The organism is Methylomarinum sp. Ch1-1 (genome assembly GCF_030717995.2).
Classification (GTDB): domain Bacteria; phylum Pseudomonadota; class Gammaproteobacteria; order Methylococcales; family Methylomonadaceae; genus Methylomarinum; species Methylomarinum roseum.
In genome coordinates, this window is sequence record NZ_CP157743.1 from 374,484 (window position 1) to 391,939 (window position 17,456).

General features: G+C 51.9%; 20 protein-coding genes. 10 read left to right on the plus strand and 10 right to left on the minus strand.

Translation table 11 applies throughout. The features are described from left to right. The first annotated feature begins 474 nt into the window (after window positions 1-474). Window positions 475-678, plus strand: coding sequence for a cold-shock protein (locus Q9L42_RS02155; RefSeq protein WP_305910072.1), 204 nt, complete (start codon window positions 475-477; stop codon window positions 676-678). An 87-nt stretch (window positions 679-765) separates the two neighbouring features. Here Q9L42_RS02155 and Q9L42_RS02160 read toward each other — a convergent pair whose 3' ends face one another. Next, entirely contained in the window at window positions 766-1,257 is a 492-nt protein-coding gene (locus Q9L42_RS02160; RefSeq protein WP_305910071.1) for a low affinity iron permease family protein, read from the minus strand. A 261-nt stretch (window positions 1,258-1,518) separates the two neighbouring features. Further along, window positions 1,519-3,006: a cobyric acid synthase gene (locus tag Q9L42_RS02165; protein ID WP_305910070.1), complete on the minus strand. Its 1,488-nt coding sequence runs from the start codon at window positions 3,004-3,006 to the stop codon at window positions 1,519-1,521. 70 nt (window positions 3,007-3,076) lie between these two features. Between Q9L42_RS02165 and cbiB the strand changes: the two genes are divergently transcribed. The 7 genes from cbiB (at window position 3,077) to Q9L42_RS02200 (ending at window position 8,808) form a co-directional block, all read left to right on the plus strand. Beyond that, complete coding sequence (gene cbiB, locus Q9L42_RS02170; protein WP_305910069.1) at window positions 3,077-3,991, plus strand: adenosylcobinamide-phosphate synthase CbiB; 915 nt, start codon at window positions 3,077-3,079, stop codon at window positions 3,989-3,991. Next, a complete protein-coding gene (gene cobD / locus Q9L42_RS02175) occupies window positions 3,984-4,964 on the plus strand; it encodes a threonine-phosphate decarboxylase CobD (protein WP_305910068.1) in 981 nt (326 codons plus the stop codon). Before cbiB ends, cobD begins: the two co-directional genes overlap by 8 nt. A 255-nt stretch (window positions 4,965-5,219) precedes the next feature. Further along, window positions 5,220-5,744 (plus strand): hypothetical protein, encoded by a 525-nt coding sequence (locus tag Q9L42_RS02180; protein ID WP_349431810.1) that lies wholly within the window; start codon window positions 5,220-5,222, stop codon window positions 5,742-5,744. A 42-nt stretch (window positions 5,745-5,786) separates the two neighbouring features. Continuing rightward, complete coding sequence (locus Q9L42_RS02185) at window positions 5,787-6,284, plus strand: hypothetical protein (protein WP_349431811.1); 498 nt, start codon at window positions 5,787-5,789, stop codon at window positions 6,282-6,284. A gap of 179 nt (window positions 6,285-6,463) precedes the next feature. Then, window positions 6,464-6,742 (plus strand): hypothetical protein, encoded by a 279-nt coding sequence (locus Q9L42_RS02190; protein WP_305910065.1) that lies wholly within the window; start codon window positions 6,464-6,466, stop codon window positions 6,740-6,742. 429 nt (window positions 6,743-7,171) lie between these two features. Beyond that, a complete protein-coding gene (locus Q9L42_RS02195; RefSeq protein ID WP_349431812.1) occupies window positions 7,172-7,666 on the plus strand; it encodes an Hsp20/alpha crystallin family protein in 495 nt (164 codons plus the stop codon). 596 nt (window positions 7,667-8,262) lie between these two features. Further along, complete coding sequence (locus Q9L42_RS02200) at window positions 8,263-8,808, plus strand: HPF/RaiA family ribosome-associated protein (protein WP_305910062.1); 546 nt, start codon at window positions 8,263-8,265, stop codon at window positions 8,806-8,808. A 297-nt stretch (window positions 8,809-9,105) separates the two neighbouring features. On the opposite strand, the gene bluB is transcribed toward Q9L42_RS02200, so the two are convergent. From bluB to Q9L42_RS02240, 8 genes are all read right to left on the minus strand, one after another. Then, window positions 9,106-9,750, minus strand: a complete 645-nt coding sequence (gene bluB, locus Q9L42_RS02205) for a 5,6-dimethylbenzimidazole synthase (protein ID WP_305910061.1) — start codon at window positions 9,748-9,750, stop codon at window positions 9,106-9,108. A 160-nt stretch (window positions 9,751-9,910) separates the two neighbouring features. Beyond that, complete coding sequence (locus Q9L42_RS02210; protein WP_305910060.1) at window positions 9,911-10,633, minus strand: adenosylcobinamide-GDP ribazoletransferase; 723 nt, start codon at window positions 10,631-10,633, stop codon at window positions 9,911-9,913. A gap of 12 nt (window positions 10,634-10,645) precedes the next feature. Continuing rightward, window positions 10,646-11,062, minus strand: coding sequence for a TM2 domain-containing protein (locus Q9L42_RS02215; RefSeq protein WP_305910059.1), 417 nt, complete (start codon window positions 11,060-11,062; stop codon window positions 10,646-10,648). A 34-nt stretch (window positions 11,063-11,096) separates the two neighbouring features. Further along, window positions 11,097-12,137, minus strand: coding sequence for a nicotinate-nucleotide--dimethylbenzimidazole phosphoribosyltransferase (cobT, locus tag Q9L42_RS02220; protein WP_349431813.1), 1,041 nt, complete (start codon window positions 12,135-12,137; stop codon window positions 11,097-11,099). A gap of 258 nt (window positions 12,138-12,395) precedes the next feature. Continuing rightward, a complete protein-coding gene (gene cobU, locus Q9L42_RS02225) occupies window positions 12,396-12,923 on the minus strand; it encodes a bifunctional adenosylcobinamide kinase/adenosylcobinamide-phosphate guanylyltransferase (RefSeq protein ID WP_349431814.1) in 528 nt (175 codons plus the stop codon). Continuing rightward, a complete protein-coding gene (locus Q9L42_RS02230; protein ID WP_305910057.1) occupies window positions 12,916-13,359 on the minus strand; it encodes a universal stress protein in 444 nt (147 codons plus the stop codon). Before Q9L42_RS02230 ends, cobU begins: the two co-directional genes overlap by 8 nt. Before the next feature lie 9 nt (window positions 13,360-13,368). Beyond that, the gene (locus Q9L42_RS02235) at window positions 13,369-13,875 is read right to left on the minus strand and encodes a hypothetical protein (RefSeq protein WP_305910056.1); all 507 of its coding nucleotides are present in this window, start codon (window positions 13,873-13,875) and stop codon (window positions 13,369-13,371) included. A 2-nt stretch (window positions 13,876-13,877) separates the two neighbouring features. Next, window positions 13,878-15,761: an ATP-binding cassette domain-containing protein gene (locus Q9L42_RS02240; protein ID WP_305910055.1), complete on the minus strand. Its 1,884-nt coding sequence runs from the start codon at window positions 15,759-15,761 to the stop codon at window positions 13,878-13,880. A gap of 281 nt (window positions 15,762-16,042) precedes the next feature. On the opposite strand from Q9L42_RS02240, the gene Q9L42_RS02245 reads away from it, so the two are divergent. Both Q9L42_RS02245 and Q9L42_RS02250 read left to right on the plus strand, forming a co-directional pair. Further along, on the plus strand, window positions 16,043-16,234 hold the full coding sequence (locus Q9L42_RS02245) for a hypothetical protein (protein ID WP_305910054.1): 192 nt from the start codon (window positions 16,043-16,045) through the stop codon (window positions 16,232-16,234). 194 nt (window positions 16,235-16,428) lie between these two features. Beyond that, entirely contained in the window at window positions 16,429-17,454 is a 1,026-nt protein-coding gene (locus tag Q9L42_RS02250) for an efflux RND transporter periplasmic adaptor subunit (RefSeq protein ID WP_349431815.1), read from the plus strand. Window positions 17,455-17,456 lie beyond the last annotated feature (2 nt).

Below are 17,456 nucleotides of genomic sequence, written 5' to 3' on the forward strand. Positions count from 1 at the left end.
CCGTCAGGGGCTTTTTTATCCGTTCAAGCATCGCAGTCAGCCGCTGATTATTTTCTGTTAGACCCGCTTTAAACAGGAAGTCCGGGCTGTTCCAGGTAGCTGATTGGGTATGGCAGATTTTGCAAAGAGCAAAGTCTGCCATGTCACATACGCTTTTCCCCAAGCCAACTAGCGCATTCTTAATTGACATTTAAATCATGCGCTAAAGCCTCTGAAATCATGCTGCCACCGCCGGCCGACTCCTTAAGCGGAGGAAATCGTCATTTTTAAATCCCCCCGATAGCAATCCCGGATAAATCGCAGTACAATACCCCGCGATCAGATAACAGATGTTGAATTACAAAACCTTCGACCACCGCGGCATGCAGGATTGCCGGCTAAGCAGGAGCCACAGTAGGCATACCGCTCGTGTTTCCAGGTTATCAATATTGTCGCTCTGTGTAACTATAGTTTTATTTTGTAGGAGTTTTCCAAATGGCAACAGGCACCGTAAAGTGGTTTAACAACACTAAAGGTTTTGGTTTTATTGAGCCTTCTGAAGGCAACGAAGACGTCTTCGTTCATCATTCGGTCATTCTAGGCGATGGTTTTAAAACACTATCACCTGGCCAATCGGTTGTATTTGACATTGAATCTGGTCCCAAAGGCCTCACAGCGGCGAATGTTCAGCCCCAATAAGCGCTGAACTTTAGGCTAACAAGGCTCTTTTTGACAAGGGCCTTTTTTATGCTTGAAGGAAGCAAGCACCTGCGCCCCTTACTTCCACTATTTGTGGCCCTGATTCAACCCCTTCCGGGCCGAACTGGCTAATTCGCTATATTGCTTGCGCAGTACGGTCAATTCCCGTTCCTCCATTTCTTCCAAATCCAACAGCGCGTTATTCGCTCCGTCGATTGAGCGGATTAACTCATCCAATTTGACCTGCAATGCTTCGGTGTCACGATTCTGCGTATGCTGAATCAGAAACACCATCAGAAACGTCACGATCGTCGTTGCGGTATTGATGATCAACTGCCAGGTGTCGCTAAAACCAAATAATGGCCCGGTAACGACCCAGGAAAGAATAACCAACATCGCGACACTGAACGCCAACGGCCGTCCAGCCAAACGTGAGGCAAAACGCGCGAAATGATCGAAGCGCTTATTCCAATATTCCGACTCTTTTAATTTTGTCTTCAACCAACAAGCCGTTTTTTTTGCGGCCTCAAGGTAATCAATTTGTTTAATCCTATTCAGATAATCAACTTTTTCATTCATATTTCCAGCCCCAGCCTGTTGTAAAAAATAGTAACTATTCAGTATCTTTCAGGGTTTAAGCAGTCGGCCATTGATTTCTCGGGACGCGTTCACCCAGCACCTAAATTAACGAAGATTATTAATCATACCAATAGTCTATGGTATTTAGGTGACGGCCTCTTCTGGAGCAAGTAACTGATAGTAAGAGCATTTTTATACTGAATAGTTACTTACAAAAAATATTGTCGTCTATCCCTATTCAACTGCAAGACCTCGATTCTCTTAACAAACAGTTCTTTCCTGCTTAATAAATCGCCCCTCTAACGCCTTTTCCAACATGGAAAAATCAAAACACCGCTCTAACGCATCGGTAATCTGATTGATTCCCTGCTCCCTTAAGCTTTTTAAATCTACCGCATTACGCTGTCGACATCCAGCCCATGTCAAAATCGAGTCGCAAGCTTCCGGCAAATCAAACAATCCATGTAAATAAGCACCGATCACCTGATCATCCGCGGATCGCGCACCCTCATCTTGCCCCGCCAATTGCATCAAAGGCCTGCCCGTATCCGCGCCGCTAGTCCTGCCCATGTGGATTTCATAACCGGAGACAGCCGATTGATCCAGGTGAAAAATCCCCGTCGTCCGCTTCAAGCATTTTTCCGTCAGTAACGTCGTTTCTATGTCCAGCAACCCCAGGCCTGCGCTGGAGCCGGGCGCCCCTTCCATGCCGTGAGGGTCATGTATTTGTTTGCCGAGCATCTGGTAGCCGCCGCAAATGCCGAGCACCTTGCCGCCGTAGCGCAGATGTCTGTTGATAAAATCCTGCCATCCGTTTTGACGCAGCCAGCCCAGGTCATCGCGCACCGACTTGCTGCCGGGCAGAATCAGCAAATCCGCCCCACCCTGCGGCGGCGGTTGTTTAAGCAATTCCACGCTGAGCCCGGCATGCAGCAACAAGGGATCAAAGTCGGTATGGTTACTGATCCTCGGCCATACCGGCACGATGATCTTGAATTGCCCCGGCTCTTGCTTGTTATGCAACTTACCGGCCAGCGAGTCCTCGGCTTCCAGATAGAAATCGGGCAGATACGGCAACACCGCCAACACCGGCTTGCCGGTTTTTTGCTCCAACCAGTCCAAGCCCGGCTGCAACAAGGCAGGATCACCGCGGAAACGATTGATCACGAAACCGACGACCCTGTCCCGCTCGCTCTCCGACAATAATTCCAGCGTACCGACGATATGCGCGAACACGCCACCCCGATCGATATCGGCAATTAGAATCACCGGGCAATCGACCGTCTCGGCGAAGCCCATGTTGGCGATATCACCGTCGCGCAGATTGATTTCCGCGGGACTGCCCGCTCCTTCGACGATCACTTTTTGATATTGCCCAATCAGACGCTGATAGGACTCCAACACCGCGCGCTGCGCCTGTTTCTTGTAGGTATGATATTGCACAGCGGAAAGATTTTTCAGCGCCTTGCCATGCACAATCACCTGAGCGGTCTGGTCGGAATTAGGTTTCAGCAAGACCGGGTTCATATCGGTATGAGGCTCTAATCCGCAGGCGGCCGCCTGCACCGCTTGGGCGCGGCCGATTTCGCCGCCGTCCACCGTGACTGCGCTGTTCAACGCCATGTTCTGAGGCTTGAACGGCGCCACTTTAATGCCGCGGCGTTGATAATAGCGGCATAGGGCCGTAACCAATGCGCTCTTGCCGGCATCCGAGGTCGTTCCCTGCACCATCAAGGTATTTGTTTTCATGGGCTCCTGTCTGATTGAATTTAACGGTAGAATATGGCATTGTGCGCGTCCGGACAACATCGCGCAAACCATGACCTTATCAAGCACCATTATTCTAGCGGTTCTGCTGGATCACTGGCTAGGAGAGCCGAAAAAACATCATCCGCTGGTCGCCTTCGGCAACTTAGCCGGGTTAATGGAAAAACGCCTGAGACACGCCGAAAACTCTTCAGCACGGCAAATGCTGAATGGCTCGCTCGCGCTGCTGATATTAGTGGCCCCCTTCACCCTGTTCATATGGCTGCTGCAACAACAGTCGCTGATCGAGATGATCTTAGCGCCATTGCTGTTGTATGTCTGCATCGCCGCCCACAGCCTCAGACGGCATGCCGAGGCGGTATTATTGCATCTCAACAACGATGACCTGGCGAATGCCCGTATCGCGGTCAGCTACCTCGTCAGCCGGGAAACCGCAGAAATGAGCGAAGAAGACGTGCGCAAGGCCGTTATCGAATCGGTGCTGGAAAACGGCGCCGACGCGGTATTTGCGCCGTTGTTCTGGCTGCTATTGGCCGGTCCCGCCGGCGTCTTGCTGCATCGTTTATGCAACACGCTGGATGCGATGTGGGGTTACAAGAATCCGCGCTATTTATATTTCGGCCGCGCCTCGGCGCGTTTGGACGATCTGCTGAACTGGCTGCCGGCCCGACTGACTGCACTCAGCTACGCCCTGCTTGGCGACAGCCGGCTGGCGTTGCGCTGTTGGCGGCTACAGGCCGGGCGGCTGGAAAGCCCCAATGCCGGTCCGGTCATGAGTGCCGGCGCCGGCGCGCTGAACATCCAACTAGGCGGACCGGCCTATTATCATGGACGGTTAAAAGACAAGATTCGCTTCGGCGCCGATAAGCCGACACGAAACGAAGACATCACCCGAGCCACCGGCTTGATCAACAAAACGTTGCTGTTATGGCTCTTGCTTATTTTGATAGGAGATTACCTTGCTTGAACACGGCGGTCATTTACGCGCAGCGGCAAACCAATACGACATTCCCCTGACCGAGTGGACAGACCTTTCCACCGGCATCAATCCCGATGGTTGGCCGATTCCGCCGATACCTGTCGAATGCTGGCAACGTCTGCCCGAAACCGACGACGGCCTAGTCAGCGCGGCGCAGGACTACTATCAAGCCTCGTCGATTTTGCCGGTCGCAGGCTCGCAGGCCGCGATTCAAACGCTGCCACATCTGCGCCCATGTTGCCGCGTTGGCGTCCTGCATCCTGCTTATGCCGAGCATGCCGAAAGCTGGCGGAAAAACGGCCATCATATCGTCGTCATCGATCCGAAACGCATTGAAGCCAGCCTGGCTGAGCTCGATGTGCTGATCTTGATCAATCCCAACAACCCGACAGGCCAAGCCTACAGCCGCACGCAACTGCTGCATTGGCATCAATCGTTACAACGGCGCGGAGGCTGGCTGATTGTCGATGAAGCCTTCATCGATTGCCAGCCCCAAAACAGCCTGGCGCTTGAGCCTGCGCAACCGGGACTGATCGTTCTGCGCTCCATTGGAAAATTCTTCGGCCTGGCCGGCATACGCTGCGGTTTTGTCATCGGCGCCGCCGACCTGCTGCAGCAACTGAACGAAAAATTCGGCCCCTGGCCTATCAGTCACCCGACCCGCTATATAGCCATCGCCGCGTTGCAGGACAAACGCTGGCAGCAACAGACTCGGGAGAAATTGCCGTTACAGGCGGAACGTTTGCACCGTCTGTTATCCAAATACGGTTTGCCTCCCGAGGGCGGCTGCGAATTATTTCAATGGCTCAAAACGGAACAGGCGAGCGATATTCACCACCGCCTCGCCAAGCAAGGCATTTTAACCCGCTTGTTCGAGCAACCGTCCAGCATACGCTTTGGTCTTCCCGCTCATCAACGACAATGGCTGGCTTTGGAAATGGCGTTGGCCAGCCTGAGTTAGGGTAATAAGCTTGACTGTTGAGCTTATTACCCCCATTTCTCTGGTAAACTAAGAAAAATTGTAACTATTCAGTATCTTTCAGGGTTTAGGGAGTAGACCATTGATTTCTCGGGACGCGTGAATACTTCCATGTAAGCTCTGACTGCAACGTCCTGTTGCAGACAGCCCGATAAATCAATAGCCTACTCCCTCTGATAAAAATACGCTGAATAATTACGAAAAATTTTTCTCGTTGACTGGAAACCAAGCAAAACCATGTTGTTTCATCTGTTTGCATTTTCAATTTTGGCCACCTTCGCCAGCTTCATCTCTGGCTATGTGTGCGAAAAAAGCACCTTAAACAACTTAGCCAGTCTGTTTTTTCTTGGCGGCACCTTTTTTTTGATAACGACCTACAGTTCCGTGTTTCTAGCGCTGTTGATCTACGGCCTAAAAAGAACGATAGCCGGCATCCGCCATTATTTTTCAAGCACCGAGTCGATTAAAAGAAAGGCGCTTTTCAGTCAAATCAGACTGCTGGATCAGGAACAGCGACACCGCCTAGAAAAACAACAGATTCATTACCGCAACGATCATCGGCGGAATACGTTATTTCGACTGAATAACAGGAAACATATCCGGCTGTTATCGAAATCGATCGACGAAAGCCTTGCTTCGGGGCGAGACAAGATCCCCGCTCCCGCCTATAAGTCCCTGAAAAAGGCGCTGCAAAAAAATTATCGCGCCGAAAACATCGAAGGCCTACTTAAACTGCACTCAAAAATCATGACTTTCCGTTAATTATCACCGATGTCACGCTTAAAAAGATGGATCCGAGAAATAATGGACTGTTTCCTAGCAGTCAGGACTCAGCATTTGAATTGGCAATTGCGGACGCATGACGAGAAAATGCGCCTGAAAACGGCTCGCGCGCTTTCCGAAAAAGCCTTGCAAGAAAAATTGCAAAAGCAGCAACTGGCGCTGGAACAGGAACTCGCCTTATTGAAAACCAAACATAAGGCCGAACTGACCATGCTCAGGATCAAAAATAAACAAGATATCAGTGATTACCGCGAATACTTGGATTCGCTGGATCAATTGAAGATTTCGATTACCCATAAATATCGACATTTGCCCGAGGCGCTGGCCTTCACGATCCATCATCATGCCAAGCATTTGCTGAATCAAATGTGGGAAGCCGACGATCTACAGCAAAAAATCAACAGCGAGCTGCAATTGATCCAGTTCATGACCAGCATTAACGAAGATATCCGCTCCGCACCGGCAAGCGGATCGGCTGACTTATTGCCACTCAAAACCCTGGAATTACTCAACAAGTAGAGCCGCAGCGGCCTTCCTGCAGCGCTGGTGCAAAAACACTTGTAAACCACAAAAAACTTATTGACTTTTTAGCAAAAAAACTATAGTTAGATAATTGTGTTTTAAAAAAATGACGGAGAGATAAGGCACCAATTAAAGATCAACCAACATTCCGTATCCGTTGAGGATAGGAGGTTACTATGAATAAAATCACACCACGCATGCTAAGAGACCTAGACGCCACGCTTCCCAGGGGCGCAGAATGCTATCTCTGCTCCACGGTCAGGAATGCCCTGGCCAAATATCGCAGAAGACACATGCCCGCCACCCCCGGCGAACCGGCCCAATTCATGAACAAGGAACAGGCTCTGTCCGCCTTGGCTCAACGATTAGGTCGCGGCTTAAAGCGCTTTTTACGGAAAGACGTCCGAGCAGCGCTGTCCGCTTATCGGCAAGGCGAACTTCATAAGGCATCGTAACGTCTTTGTTATCGGCATTCCTAATTAGCGAATGCAAAACTTTCCCATTAACGCCCCCTTCCTTCAAAAAGGGGGCATCTCCTCTCGATGAGCTCATCGGCCTCCCCATCTCACTGGAATTGATCGCTGGAATTCAAAGCTGGCTCACGATGTTTCTAGACCTAAACTAGCGCTGTTTAGCGCAAGAAATTCTAATTTACATGTCAAGGATGATGAGATATAAAGGTGATGAGAGATAAGGTTTTTAACCCGGATGTTTGTTAAAGGTTGCCTGGGTTTTAAGAGATGTTGTAGGTACCTCAGCCAACCAGTTTTCAGCAAGATCTGAGCGGAGTATCGGATTTGCTGCAGTGTCTTTCATCTTCAATGATCCGGGTTAGTGCGGCATTACTTCCGTTTCTTTCGACCAAATTTACAAGGGAGTCTATCATGGCTAAAAAAGATAAAGAAATAAACGTGACCCGAGAAACTTCTCCAAGCAGCAATCTTGTGGCTTTTGACGACCTGGATCGTTGGTTTGATGATTTCTTGTCGAGACGCTGGCCGCGGCCTTTTCAGGGGAGGCTTCCGGAGTGGTCTGAAAGCGATCTTTTCGTCGGAGAAAACTTACCCAATGTCGACATCATCGATCACGATAGTGAAATTGAAATCCAGGCCGCCTTGCCAGGGGTCAAAAAAGAAGATCTCGATGTCTCTATCGGTGAAAACACCGTGACGATCCGAGCATCAAGCCAAAAAGAAGAGAAGGAAGAAACCAAGCAATACTACCGTCAGGAAATCAGCCGGGGAGAATTTCAGCGCACCTTATCGTTACCGGCCAATGTCGACAGCGACAAAGCAAAAGCGAGCTTCAAAGACGGCATCTTAGCGATTAGCTTGCCCAAGTTGGAAAAAAGCAAACGCAAAAGCATAGAGATCAAGTAACTTTCATTGTAATTATTCAGCGTATTTTTCAGAGGGAGTAGATTATTGATTTATCGGGCTGTCTGCAACAGGACGTTGCAGCCAGAGCTTACGCCGCACAGGGAAGTGCAAGTGCCGCGTGAGGCAGGATGCCGTTAGCTGCCATGGATGTATTCACCCAGCACCTAAATACCATAGACTATTGGCTATGTTTATTATCGTCGTTTATTTAGGTGCTGGGTGAACGCGTCCCGAGAAATCAATGGTCTACTCCCTAAACCCTGAAAGATACTGAATAGTTACCTTTCATTAATAAGGGTATAGCCGAAAATAACTGCCTTCTGCTTCATGTCTGATTAGGGTCGGTTCGGTCACTCGATTTACAGGTGTCAGCCGACATCAAGCAGGAGCGATTAGTTGCCAGAGATGAATTCACGGCGCCCTGAAAAGCGAATGACCGTTTCACACTATTTCGGGAAATTATTATTAGTATAATCCTAAGCGGCGCATACAATTCAGCCGCCCGAAAATCGCCGGCCGAGCCTAGATCTCGATAGACCGTGCGATTCCCGACGACAGCTTTGCTGTGAAGCAATCATCAAATAGGGTCAATTATCATGCAAATTCCACTACAAATCATTTTTCGCGGCATCCCGCCTTCCGAAGCAGTAGAGGCCAACATTCGAGAAAAAGCGGCTAAACTGGAGCAATTCAACTCCCATATCATGAGTTGTCGGGTGGCCGTGGAGGCCGACCATCAACATAGCCATCAAGGCAATCTCTATCATGTTCGCATCGACATCACGACCCCGCAGAAGGAACTGGTGGTGAGTCGCGAGCATCATGACAAACATGCGCATGAGGACGTCTATGTCGCCGTTCGAGACGCATTCAGAGCCGCGAGAAGGCAGTTGGAGGACTATTCCCGCATCATCCGAGGCGAGGTCAAAACGCATGACCTACAAGGCAATGGCGTCGTCGCAAGACTGATTCCGGAAGAGGATCATGGCTTCATCGAGGCGAATGAAGACGGCCACGAACTCTATTTTCACCGCAACAGCGTCAGAGGCAAGGGGTTTGATGCATTGGAAGTCGGCAGCAAGGTCCGTTATGTCGAAGAAGAAGCCGATCCCGGGCCGCAGGCGAGCTCCGTTTACCCCTAAGAATCCATCGCTGGATTTCTCAACCGGTCGCCGATGGCACAACGGCTTGCCATCGGTGATTCAGGCGAGCACATAGTCGGTATTATTCTGTCGGCAATTGTGAAGGTAGGTGCAGATTTAGCCGCGCAATGCGGATAAATTCGCAGCTACCTCAGCAATTCCCATGTCATCAGTTTGGCGCTTAAAAAGGGTTAACCCTGTATCAGGTAGCTCTGCAAACAGTGTGCGCGGCATGGCCGATTCTTGTTCCAGTAAAAGTAGCCTGTCCCCTTTTTTCTATAGGCATTTGAGCGATAATCAATCGCGCCAGCAATTTTCTGAGACAAATGCCTCCAGCGACTGTGCTTTGGCCCAGTTTTCCAACTCCAGCATCGGCTTGGAATAAAATTCCGCAACATGTCCCAGACATAAAATAGCTATCGGCTGACTGCCTTCCGGCATCGCCAACAAGCGCGCCAATGCCTGCGGGTCGAACAACGACACCCACCCCATCCCCAGACCTTCGGCGCGAGCCGCCAACCACAGATTTTGAATGGCGCAGGCGGCCGAAGCCAAATCCATTTCCGGCAAGGTTCTACGACCAAAAACATGTCGTTCGCGTTTATCCGGCATCGCCACGACTAGCAATTCCGCACAATCGAGTACGCCCTCGACCTTTAACTTCATAAATTCATCATGGCGCTCGCCTACAGCCTTGGCGGTTTTTATCCTCTCATCCTCGACCAGGTCGTGGATCTTCCCCCTCAAGGCCTTATCGGTAATGCGTATAAAACGCCAGGGCTGCATCAGGCCCACGCTGCCGGCCTGATGCGCGGCCTGCAACAAGCGTTGCAAAATCTCGGGATCGACCGGGTCGGGCAAAAAATGGCGCATATCCCGGCGCTCGGCTATGGCCCGGTAAACGGCGGCGATCTCAGCGTCGCTAAAACGGTGCTTATTCACAGCAATTTCCAATTTGGATAACAAAGAGGGCTTGGGGGGTGTCTGGCGGGGATGTCGGCGGTAGGACCTCCGCCGTCATGCCCCCACGGTGTTCCTCGACAGGCACACCCCGGGGCCCTAAACACCGCTAAAACGCTCAAACTGGAAATTACTGGCGCATTCATGCTATCGCCACTGTCAACAAAACCGCCATTTCGACCAATTCCACCGTCGCCCCGTAAACATCGCCGGTCATGCCGCCCAAGCGCTGCATCGCCAACGCATAAACCAGCAACGACATCAACGCCGCCGCCAATAGCGGAATCAACCCCAGCACAGCAAAGACCAGCGCCACGATGATCAGCACCAGCACAGCTCCCGGCAATCTAGGCAGATTTTGTATCAGTGTCTCGGCCAAACCCTGTTTTCTGACATAAGGCGCGCTCAGCATCAATTGCAATAACGCCGCGCGCCCCAACAACGGCGCGCACCACAACACCGTCAAGTCGCCATCAACCAGGATTTCCACTAAGGCCGTCCATTTCAACAACAACAGCAAAACCAACATGATCACGGCCATCGGGCCGGCCGCCGGATCCTTCATGATCTCCAGCGTGCGCTGCCGGTCTCCCAAACCGCCTGCCCAGGCATCGGCGCAGTCGGCCAGGCCATCCAGATGCAGGCCGCCGGTCAACATGACCCAGACGGTCAGCAGTAACGCGGCCTGCAATCCTTCTCCTGCGCCCTCTGTCAGCACAGCCAATAAGGTCACGATGGCGCCGATCAATAAACCTATCAGCGGGTAATACAACACCGACAAACCCAATTGCCGATCACTGGCAATGAAGCTAAAGGGGACGGGAATTCGGGTGAGAAATTGCAGCGCTAAGGCGAATGAATACACGTAAGCGGTCGTTTACTTCAAAAAACGCCCTTTCGCGTCCTTATAAATATGCCCGGTCAACAACAACACCGCTTCGGTAAAGCCCCAGACCACGCCGTAGCCGCCGGTAATCAGCGTCACCAAAATCTGGGCGATCCCCAGACCATAAAAGCCCAAATAAATCCGGTGCAAACCGATCGCGCCAAACAGAAACCCCAATACCACGGCGACCCATCTTCTCTTAACCGGTCTGGTATCCTTCAAATAAGCGCCGACCGGGCCGACTTCGGTTACCGTGTCGTCATCATCCATATCAAAATCGACATCATCGCCGACCTTAGGCGGGGAATCCAAGGTCCATTGATCGATATGAAACTCATAAAACTTGTCTTCAAACTTGATAACGCCGGTCTGCGTGTTGTCGTCGTAACTCTCTATGTGTCCAATCATTAATTCTTTACCTTAATTTCTAAAAGCACAGGATTTATTCTGTTGTTATCCGAGCCTGTGCGAATGTCGCCATTTCGTTATGCAGCCGGCAAGCCATCTGTATCAATGGAACCGCCGCCACCGCGCCGCTGCCCTCTCCTAGGCGCATATCCAAATCCAATATCGGCCGCACTTCCAAGGCCCGTAACACCAGGCGATGGCCTTTTTCATGGGAGCAATGAGCAAAAAACAACCAATCCTTCACCTGGGGATTGATGCTGACCGCGGATAACGCCGCCACCGTGGCGATGAAACCATCGACCATCACTGGTAAGCGCTGTTGCGCCGCATAGAGGTAGGCGCCGACCAAGGCCGCAATTTCAAAGCCGCCCAGATATTGCAATATCTTAAGCGGTGATTCAAGCACAGATTGATGTTTCTCTAGGGACGACTGAACAACCTCGGTCTTGTGTTCGACTTGCGCCTCGGTCAAGCCGGTTCCCGCACCGGTGATTTCAACGGCATCGATAGCCAGCAAGGCCGCGGCCAGCGCGGTGGCGCTGGTGGTGTTGGCAATCCCCATTTCACCGCCGATAAAAAGCCGCGCGTCTTGATGCAAGGCCCTGGTTACGGCCGCTTTGCCGGCATTCATTGCCTTTTCAAGCTGTTCGCAGGTCATCGCCGCCTGCTCGCTAAAATTAGCGGTCCCGTTGCCGGCTCGATCGACGACGACTCCCTGACAGTCGATCGCCTCGATCAAGCCGACATCGATGACCTCGAAATCCGCTCGCACATAACGTGACAGGACATTGATCGCAGCGCCTTGATTGACGAAGTTTCTGACCATTTCGGTCGTCACCACTTGTGGGAAGGCCGATACCGATTCCTCGGCGACGCCATGATCGGCGGCAAACACCGATACCCAAACATGATCAACCGACGGCGTTTCGCTGCGTTGCAGCGCCGCCAAGCGCAGCGCAATTTCTTCCAACATGCCCAGCGACCCGGGGGGCTTGGTCAATTGCGCTTGTCTGTCTCGCGCTTTCTGATAATAATCACGATCGGACGAGGGAATCGCCGTTGCTAACCAATTCATTATCTATGCGTTAATATCTTTGAAAAAATGTAACTATTCAGCTTGATACTGAGATAATATTCCTTTTACTATCAATTGCTTGCGGAATAGGGATATATTCACCCAGCACCTAAATTCCATCGACTAATGGCTGCGATAAATCATCTTCGTTTATTTAGGTGCTGGGTGAACGGCGTCTTCTGGAGCAAGTAACTGATAGTAAGAGCATTTTTATACTGAATAGTTACGAAAAAATCACCATCGGAACATCAGAGTATTTTACGGCGATTTCAACACCTGTGGTAGACCCGCCGTCACCAACACCACCCGATCGCAGATGCGAGCGATATCCTGATGCAGGCGCCCAGCCTCGTCGACAAAGCGACGGGTGTTTTTTTGCATCGGCACCACACCGTGGCCGACCTCATTGCTGACCATGATGATGCGTCCGGAGGTTCGTTGCAACACTGACAATAACGCGCTCTTTTCCTGTTGAAATCGCTCAAATTGCAAGCCCCCTCGCCGATCGAACAAAACATTACTGAGCCATAAGGTCAAACAGTCTATCAACAGGCAACTGTCGTCGGTCGTATAAAGCTTAATCGTATCCGCCAACCGGATCGGCTCTTCCACCGTCAACCAGTGCTCCGGCCTGTCCGCCCGGTGGCGGGCGATGCGGCTTTGCATTTCATCGTCGCCGACTTCGGCGGTGGCAACATAGATCACCGCTTTATCCTCGGCCAGCGCCTGTCGTTCGGCATAACGGCTCTTACCGGAACGGGCGCCTCCCAACACCAACTCAATCATCTCTCAAGCGCACCGCCAGTACATCGCATTTCGCGTAATGCAAGACCCCGTTGGCCGTCGATCCCAACAACAGCGCCAAACCATGGCGACCGTGCGAACCGACGACGATCAGATCCACCTCTTTTTCCTCGGCAACCCTGACGATTTCCAGCTTGGGACTGCCGATTTCCAACCATTGCCTCTCGGCGGCAACCTCCAACTGGGCGCCCAGTTGGGCCAAACGCTTTCTAGCCGACGCCATCAGTTCTTCGGTCAAGTCTCCGTCAAAGGGAATTATTGGTCCATAGGAAGCATCGGTAATAGGCAAATTGTCGACGACATGAATTAAGCTCAATTGCGCCTGATTCTGGTCGGCCAGGAACTTGGCCTTGCGGGCTACTTCCCGGCCATGATCGGAAAAATCGGCCGCCAGTAAAATATGTCGATAAACATTCATAATAATCCTCTATGGGTTAGCCAGTTCTGGAAACAACAACGCCATCACTTGATAGGACGCCAGTATATATAAAAACGACACCCCCAGGGCGAAAATCAGCGGCTGCGACAAGGCGTATTTGAGGATATGCCCGGTCACGACCCAGTGCCACAACATCAAAATCACCACGACGACGAATGCCGGGGCGGAACCCTGGCCGACCAGCGAGGCGATCGCCGGCAAGGCGAATAAACTCAGCAGTGCGTCGGTGCCCAACAGCGCACAGGCGGTTTGCCGAAAACGTTCAGGCTTACCGAAAAGACTCAGCAGCCCCCAGGAGAAAACGATGATCAACACAACCTCGACCAGCACTTGCTGCAAGGCGCTGGACGCATCGGCGCTCAATTTAAGAATCAAAAAATTGATCGCCATATACACCGGAATCAAAAGGCGCAGTAACCACTGCGAAGCCGGAATATCCTGCGGTCCTTTTCTGAAAATGACTATTTCATAAAATAATTTGATGTATTCATACATGGCTATTCCGCTTGTTCGAGTTGTTCCTCCGCCTCCATCCAGTCCGCTTCGGCCTGCTCCAGGTCACGATCGACATCCGATTTCTGCGCCAGCAACTGCTTTAAGCGCTCTTTGTTGTCATCATCGTAAACCGTCGGGTCGGCCAGTTGCTGTTCCAATTGTTGTTGTTGCCGGTGATACCGTTCCACCTGCTGCTCGGCCTTTTTCAAGGCATCCATCAGCGGTTTCAGGCGTTTACGGCGTTCCGCCTCTTGTTTGCGCTGATCCTTGCGAGAAACGGCGGGCTGTGTCTCGGTGACCGCTTCGTCCGGCTCTCGTTTCCGTTCCGACAGCCAATTGCGGTAATCGTCCAGGTCGCCGTCAAACGGTTCGGCCGCGCCATCGGCGACCAGTATCAATTGATCCGTCACCGAACGCAATAAATGGCGATCATGCGAGACCAGCACTATCGCCCCTTCGTATTCCTGCAAGGCCACGCTCAATGCATGACGCATTTCCAGGTCTAGGTGATTGGTCGGTTCGTCCAGCAATAATAAGTTGGGGTTCTGATAGACCAGCAGAGCCAGCACCAACCGGGCTTTTTCGCCGCCCGAGAACGGTCCGACCGGATCGTTGACCTTATCGCCCCTGAAGTCGAAGCCGCCGAGGAAATTGCGCAAGTCCTTTTCGGTCGCCTGGTTATCCAGTTTTTGCAGGTGCCATAATGGACTTTCCTCCAGCCGCAGCTGCTCCAATTGATGCTGGGCAAAATAGCCGATATTCAGCGCCTCGGCCGTCTGCACCTCTCCGCCAAGCGCCGTCATTTCTCCGGCTAGCACCTTGATTAGGCTGGATTTTCCGGCCCCATTCGGCCCCAGCAGACCGATCCGGTCGCCCGGTGAAATCGACAATGAAGCTTGATTGATAATGATGTTGTCGCCATAACCGATGGTCGCCTCGTCAATTTTCAGCAACGGATTCGGCAGTTTTTCCGGTTTGGCAAAGGTGAAGCCGAACGGCGAATCGACATGGGCCTGCGCAATCAACTCCATGCGTTCCAACGATTTGATTCGGCTTTGCGCCTGTTTAGCCTTGGTCGCCTTGGCCTTGAAACGGTTAACGAAACTCTGAATATGGGCGATTTCTCGCTGCTGACGCTGATAAGCGGATTGTTGCTGGGCCAGCTTTTCCGCTCGCATGCGTTCAAAAGCGGAATAATTGCCGGTATAGATCTCGGCCTTGTTTTGCTCGATATGCACGATATGATCGGTAATCGCATCGAGAAAGTCACGGTCATGAGAGATCAACAACAAGGTGCCCGGATATTTTGTCAACCAATCCTGCAACCAAATCACCGCATCCAGATCCAGGTGGTTGGTCGGTTCGTCCAATAACAACACATCGGAACGGCACATCAGCGCCTGAGCCAAATTCAAACGCATGCGCCAGCCGCCGGAAAAGGAATTGACCGGATGATTTTCCTGTTCGGCGGAAAACCCCAGCCCTTTCATCAGTCTCGAGGCCCGGGCCTCGGCGGTATAGCCGCCGATATGCTCCAACGCGCCATGCAGTTCCGCCAACTTGATGCCGTCGCCGTCCAGCTCGGCCTGTTTTAATTGCCGTTGCAGCCGCCTTAATTCCTGGTCTCCATCGATCACATAATCGATCGCCGCACAGTCCAGCGCCGGCGTTTCCTGGGCGACATGGGCGATTTCCAGATTAGGCGGCATCGAGAATTCACCTTCATCGGCGTGCAGTTCATTACGCAGCATCGCGAATAAACTGGACTTGCCGACGCCATTGGCGCCGGTCAAACCGACTTTCTGGCCTTTATGGATGATCAAAGAAGCCTCGCGAAACAGCACCCGGGTACCGCGACGCAAGGATATATTTTTAAAATTCAGCATATTATCCGTTAAAACTTAAAAAACCACGGTCAAACATCGCGCCAACGCCGAACCTTAGGAAGTAGCAATTCCCATATTTGAGCATTCTTGCTGTGTTTAGGGCATGGGGTGTGTCTGTCGAGGAGCGCCGTAAACCCATCCCTAGGGGCTTGACGGCCGCATCCTTGCTGCCGACATCCTCGCCAAACACACCCCATGCCCTTTTTGACCGCCAAACTGGGAATTACTGCTTAGGAAGCGGGCATAGAAGCCAAAACAGATTTCCGGGTTAAAATAGCATCATGAAAGCAAAATTCCGCAAACCTGTAAATCCACTGTTCAAACCGCAGGACCGTTATTACGTTAACGAACGAGGTTGGTGGTTTTACACGGTCGACATGATCAGCGGTCCTTATGCCACTAAGGCGGAATGCGTCGATGCCTGCCGCAGCTATATTCAAAAACGCGATGGCGTGTTTGCCGAGACCTGCTAAACTACGCCATCTAAACATCGCCCTATTCTACAATGTTCGCAACGCAACATTGGCTTTTTTAGCCAACGCCTCGCTTAAATAAGCGGAACCAGGACCGTTGCCAGCAAATATTTCAGCTGCGCTAACGATAAATCGTGTACATTTTGCTTAAGTCCGCGAGATAACCCAGATAGAAATTCTTCCGGCGATCCATTATGAAAAAAAAGAAGCTCATAGCGCCAGCGATGCTGTTTATTTCCGCTGTCTTGGCCGGCTGGTTTTATCGTCACTCGGGTCAGCCCGATCCAGACCGATTGACCCTGTACGGCAACATCGATATCCGCCAGGTTAATTTAAGCTTTCACGACCCGGAGCATATCGAGCAAATCGTCGTTCAGGAAGGCGAACGCGTCAAGCAGGGACAACTACTGGCGATCCAGGACCTGCAGCGCTTCCAATACGCCATCGACAGCGCCGCCGCGCGTCTGGCTCAGCAACAACAGGTTATGAACCGGCTGCTCAACGGTTCCCGGCCCGAAGAAATCGCCAAAGCACGCGCCGACGTCAAGGCGGCTGAAGCGGAAGTCGACTTCGCCGGCAAGGAGCTGAAACGCCTACAGACGCTAAGTCGAAAAAAGCTGGCGTCGATTGAAGCCGCCGATCGCGCTCGTTCGGAACTGGATTCGGCCCGGGAAAAACTGCAGGCGTTGAGAGAACTGCATGCGCTCACCGTCATCGGTCCGCGCCAGGAAGATATTGAGGCGGCCCGCGCGTCGTTAAGAGTCGAACAAACGGCCTTGAAGTTGGCCAAAAAAATCTGGCAGGACGCCCATCTTTATGCGCCGGACGACGGCGTCATCCAGAACCGCATGCTCGAGCCGGGCGACATGGCGGATGCGCAAACGCCGGTGTTTACCTTAGCCCTGACCGATCCGGTTTGGGCCAGGGTCTACGCCTCGGAAACGGATTTGGGCAAACTGCGCCCGGGCATGGTCGCCGAGATTCGTTCGGACAGTTTTCCCGATCAAGCCTATCAAGGTTGGGTCGGCTATATTTCGCCGACCGCCGAATTCACGCCGAAAGCCGTCGAAACCGTCGAACTCAGAACCAGTCTCGTCTATCAGGTGCGCGTGTACGCCTGCAACCCCAAACATCAACTTCGCCTGGGTATGCCGGTGACGGTGTCGATTAAGCTGATACAGCCCGATGTAACGGGCAGGCAACACTGTACGGGGGCGTAACG

What these genes read in the sequence shown, in the direction of transcription:
- Q9L42_RS02190 (WP_305910065.1), top strand. Translation starts at nt 6,464, where the DNA reads ATGAATAAAATCACACCACGCATGCTAAGAGACCTAGACGCCACGCTT.
- Q9L42_RS02180 (WP_349431810.1), top strand. Translation starts at nt 5,220, where the DNA reads ATGTTGTTTCATCTGTTTGCATTTTCAATTTTGGCCACCTTCGCCAGC.
- cbiB (WP_305910069.1), top strand. Translation starts at nt 3,077, where the DNA reads ATGACCTTATCAAGCACCATTATTCTAGCGGTTCTGCTGGATCACTGG.
- Q9L42_RS02155 (WP_305910072.1), top strand. Translation starts at nt 475, where the DNA reads ATGGCAACAGGCACCGTAAAGTGGTTTAACAACACTAAAGGTTTTGGT.
- Q9L42_RS02240 (WP_305910055.1), bottom strand. Translation starts at nt 15,761, where the DNA reads ATGCTGAATTTTAAAAATATATCCTTGCGTCGCGGTACCCGGGTGCTG.
- Q9L42_RS02185 (WP_349431811.1), top strand. Translation starts at nt 5,787, where the DNA reads ATGGACTGTTTCCTAGCAGTCAGGACTCAGCATTTGAATTGGCAATTG.
- Q9L42_RS02235 (WP_305910056.1), bottom strand. Translation starts at nt 13,875, where the DNA reads ATGTATGAATACATCAAATTATTTTATGAAATAGTCATTTTCAGAAAA.
- Q9L42_RS02230 (WP_305910057.1), bottom strand. Translation starts at nt 13,359, where the DNA reads ATGAATGTTTATCGACATATTTTACTGGCGGCCGATTTTTCCGATCAT.
- Q9L42_RS02165 (WP_305910070.1), bottom strand. Translation starts at nt 3,006, where the DNA reads ATGAAAACAAATACCTTGATGGTGCAGGGAACGACCTCGGATGCCGGC.
- Q9L42_RS02245 (WP_305910054.1), top strand. Translation starts at nt 16,043, where the DNA reads ATGAAAGCAAAATTCCGCAAACCTGTAAATCCACTGTTCAAACCGCAG.
- cobT (WP_349431813.1), bottom strand. Translation starts at nt 12,137, where the DNA reads ATGAATTGGTTAGCAACGGCGATTCCCTCGTCCGATCGTGATTATTAT.
- Q9L42_RS02160 (WP_305910071.1), bottom strand. Translation starts at nt 1,257, where the DNA reads ATGAATGAAAAAGTTGATTATCTGAATAGGATTAAACAAATTGATTAC.
- Q9L42_RS02250 (WP_349431815.1), top strand. Translation starts at nt 16,429, where the DNA reads ATGAAAAAAAAGAAGCTCATAGCGCCAGCGATGCTGTTTATTTCCGCT.
- cobU (WP_349431814.1), bottom strand. Translation starts at nt 12,923, where the DNA reads ATGATTGAGTTGGTGTTGGGAGGCGCCCGTTCCGGTAAGAGCCGTTAT.
- Q9L42_RS02195 (WP_349431812.1), top strand. Translation starts at nt 7,172, where the DNA reads ATGGCTAAAAAAGATAAAGAAATAAACGTGACCCGAGAAACTTCTCCA.
- Q9L42_RS02200 (WP_305910062.1), top strand. Translation starts at nt 8,263, where the DNA reads ATGCAAATTCCACTACAAATCATTTTTCGCGGCATCCCGCCTTCCGAA.
- Q9L42_RS02215 (WP_305910059.1), bottom strand. Translation starts at nt 11,062, where the DNA reads ATGATTGGACACATAGAGAGTTACGACGACAACACGCAGACCGGCGTT.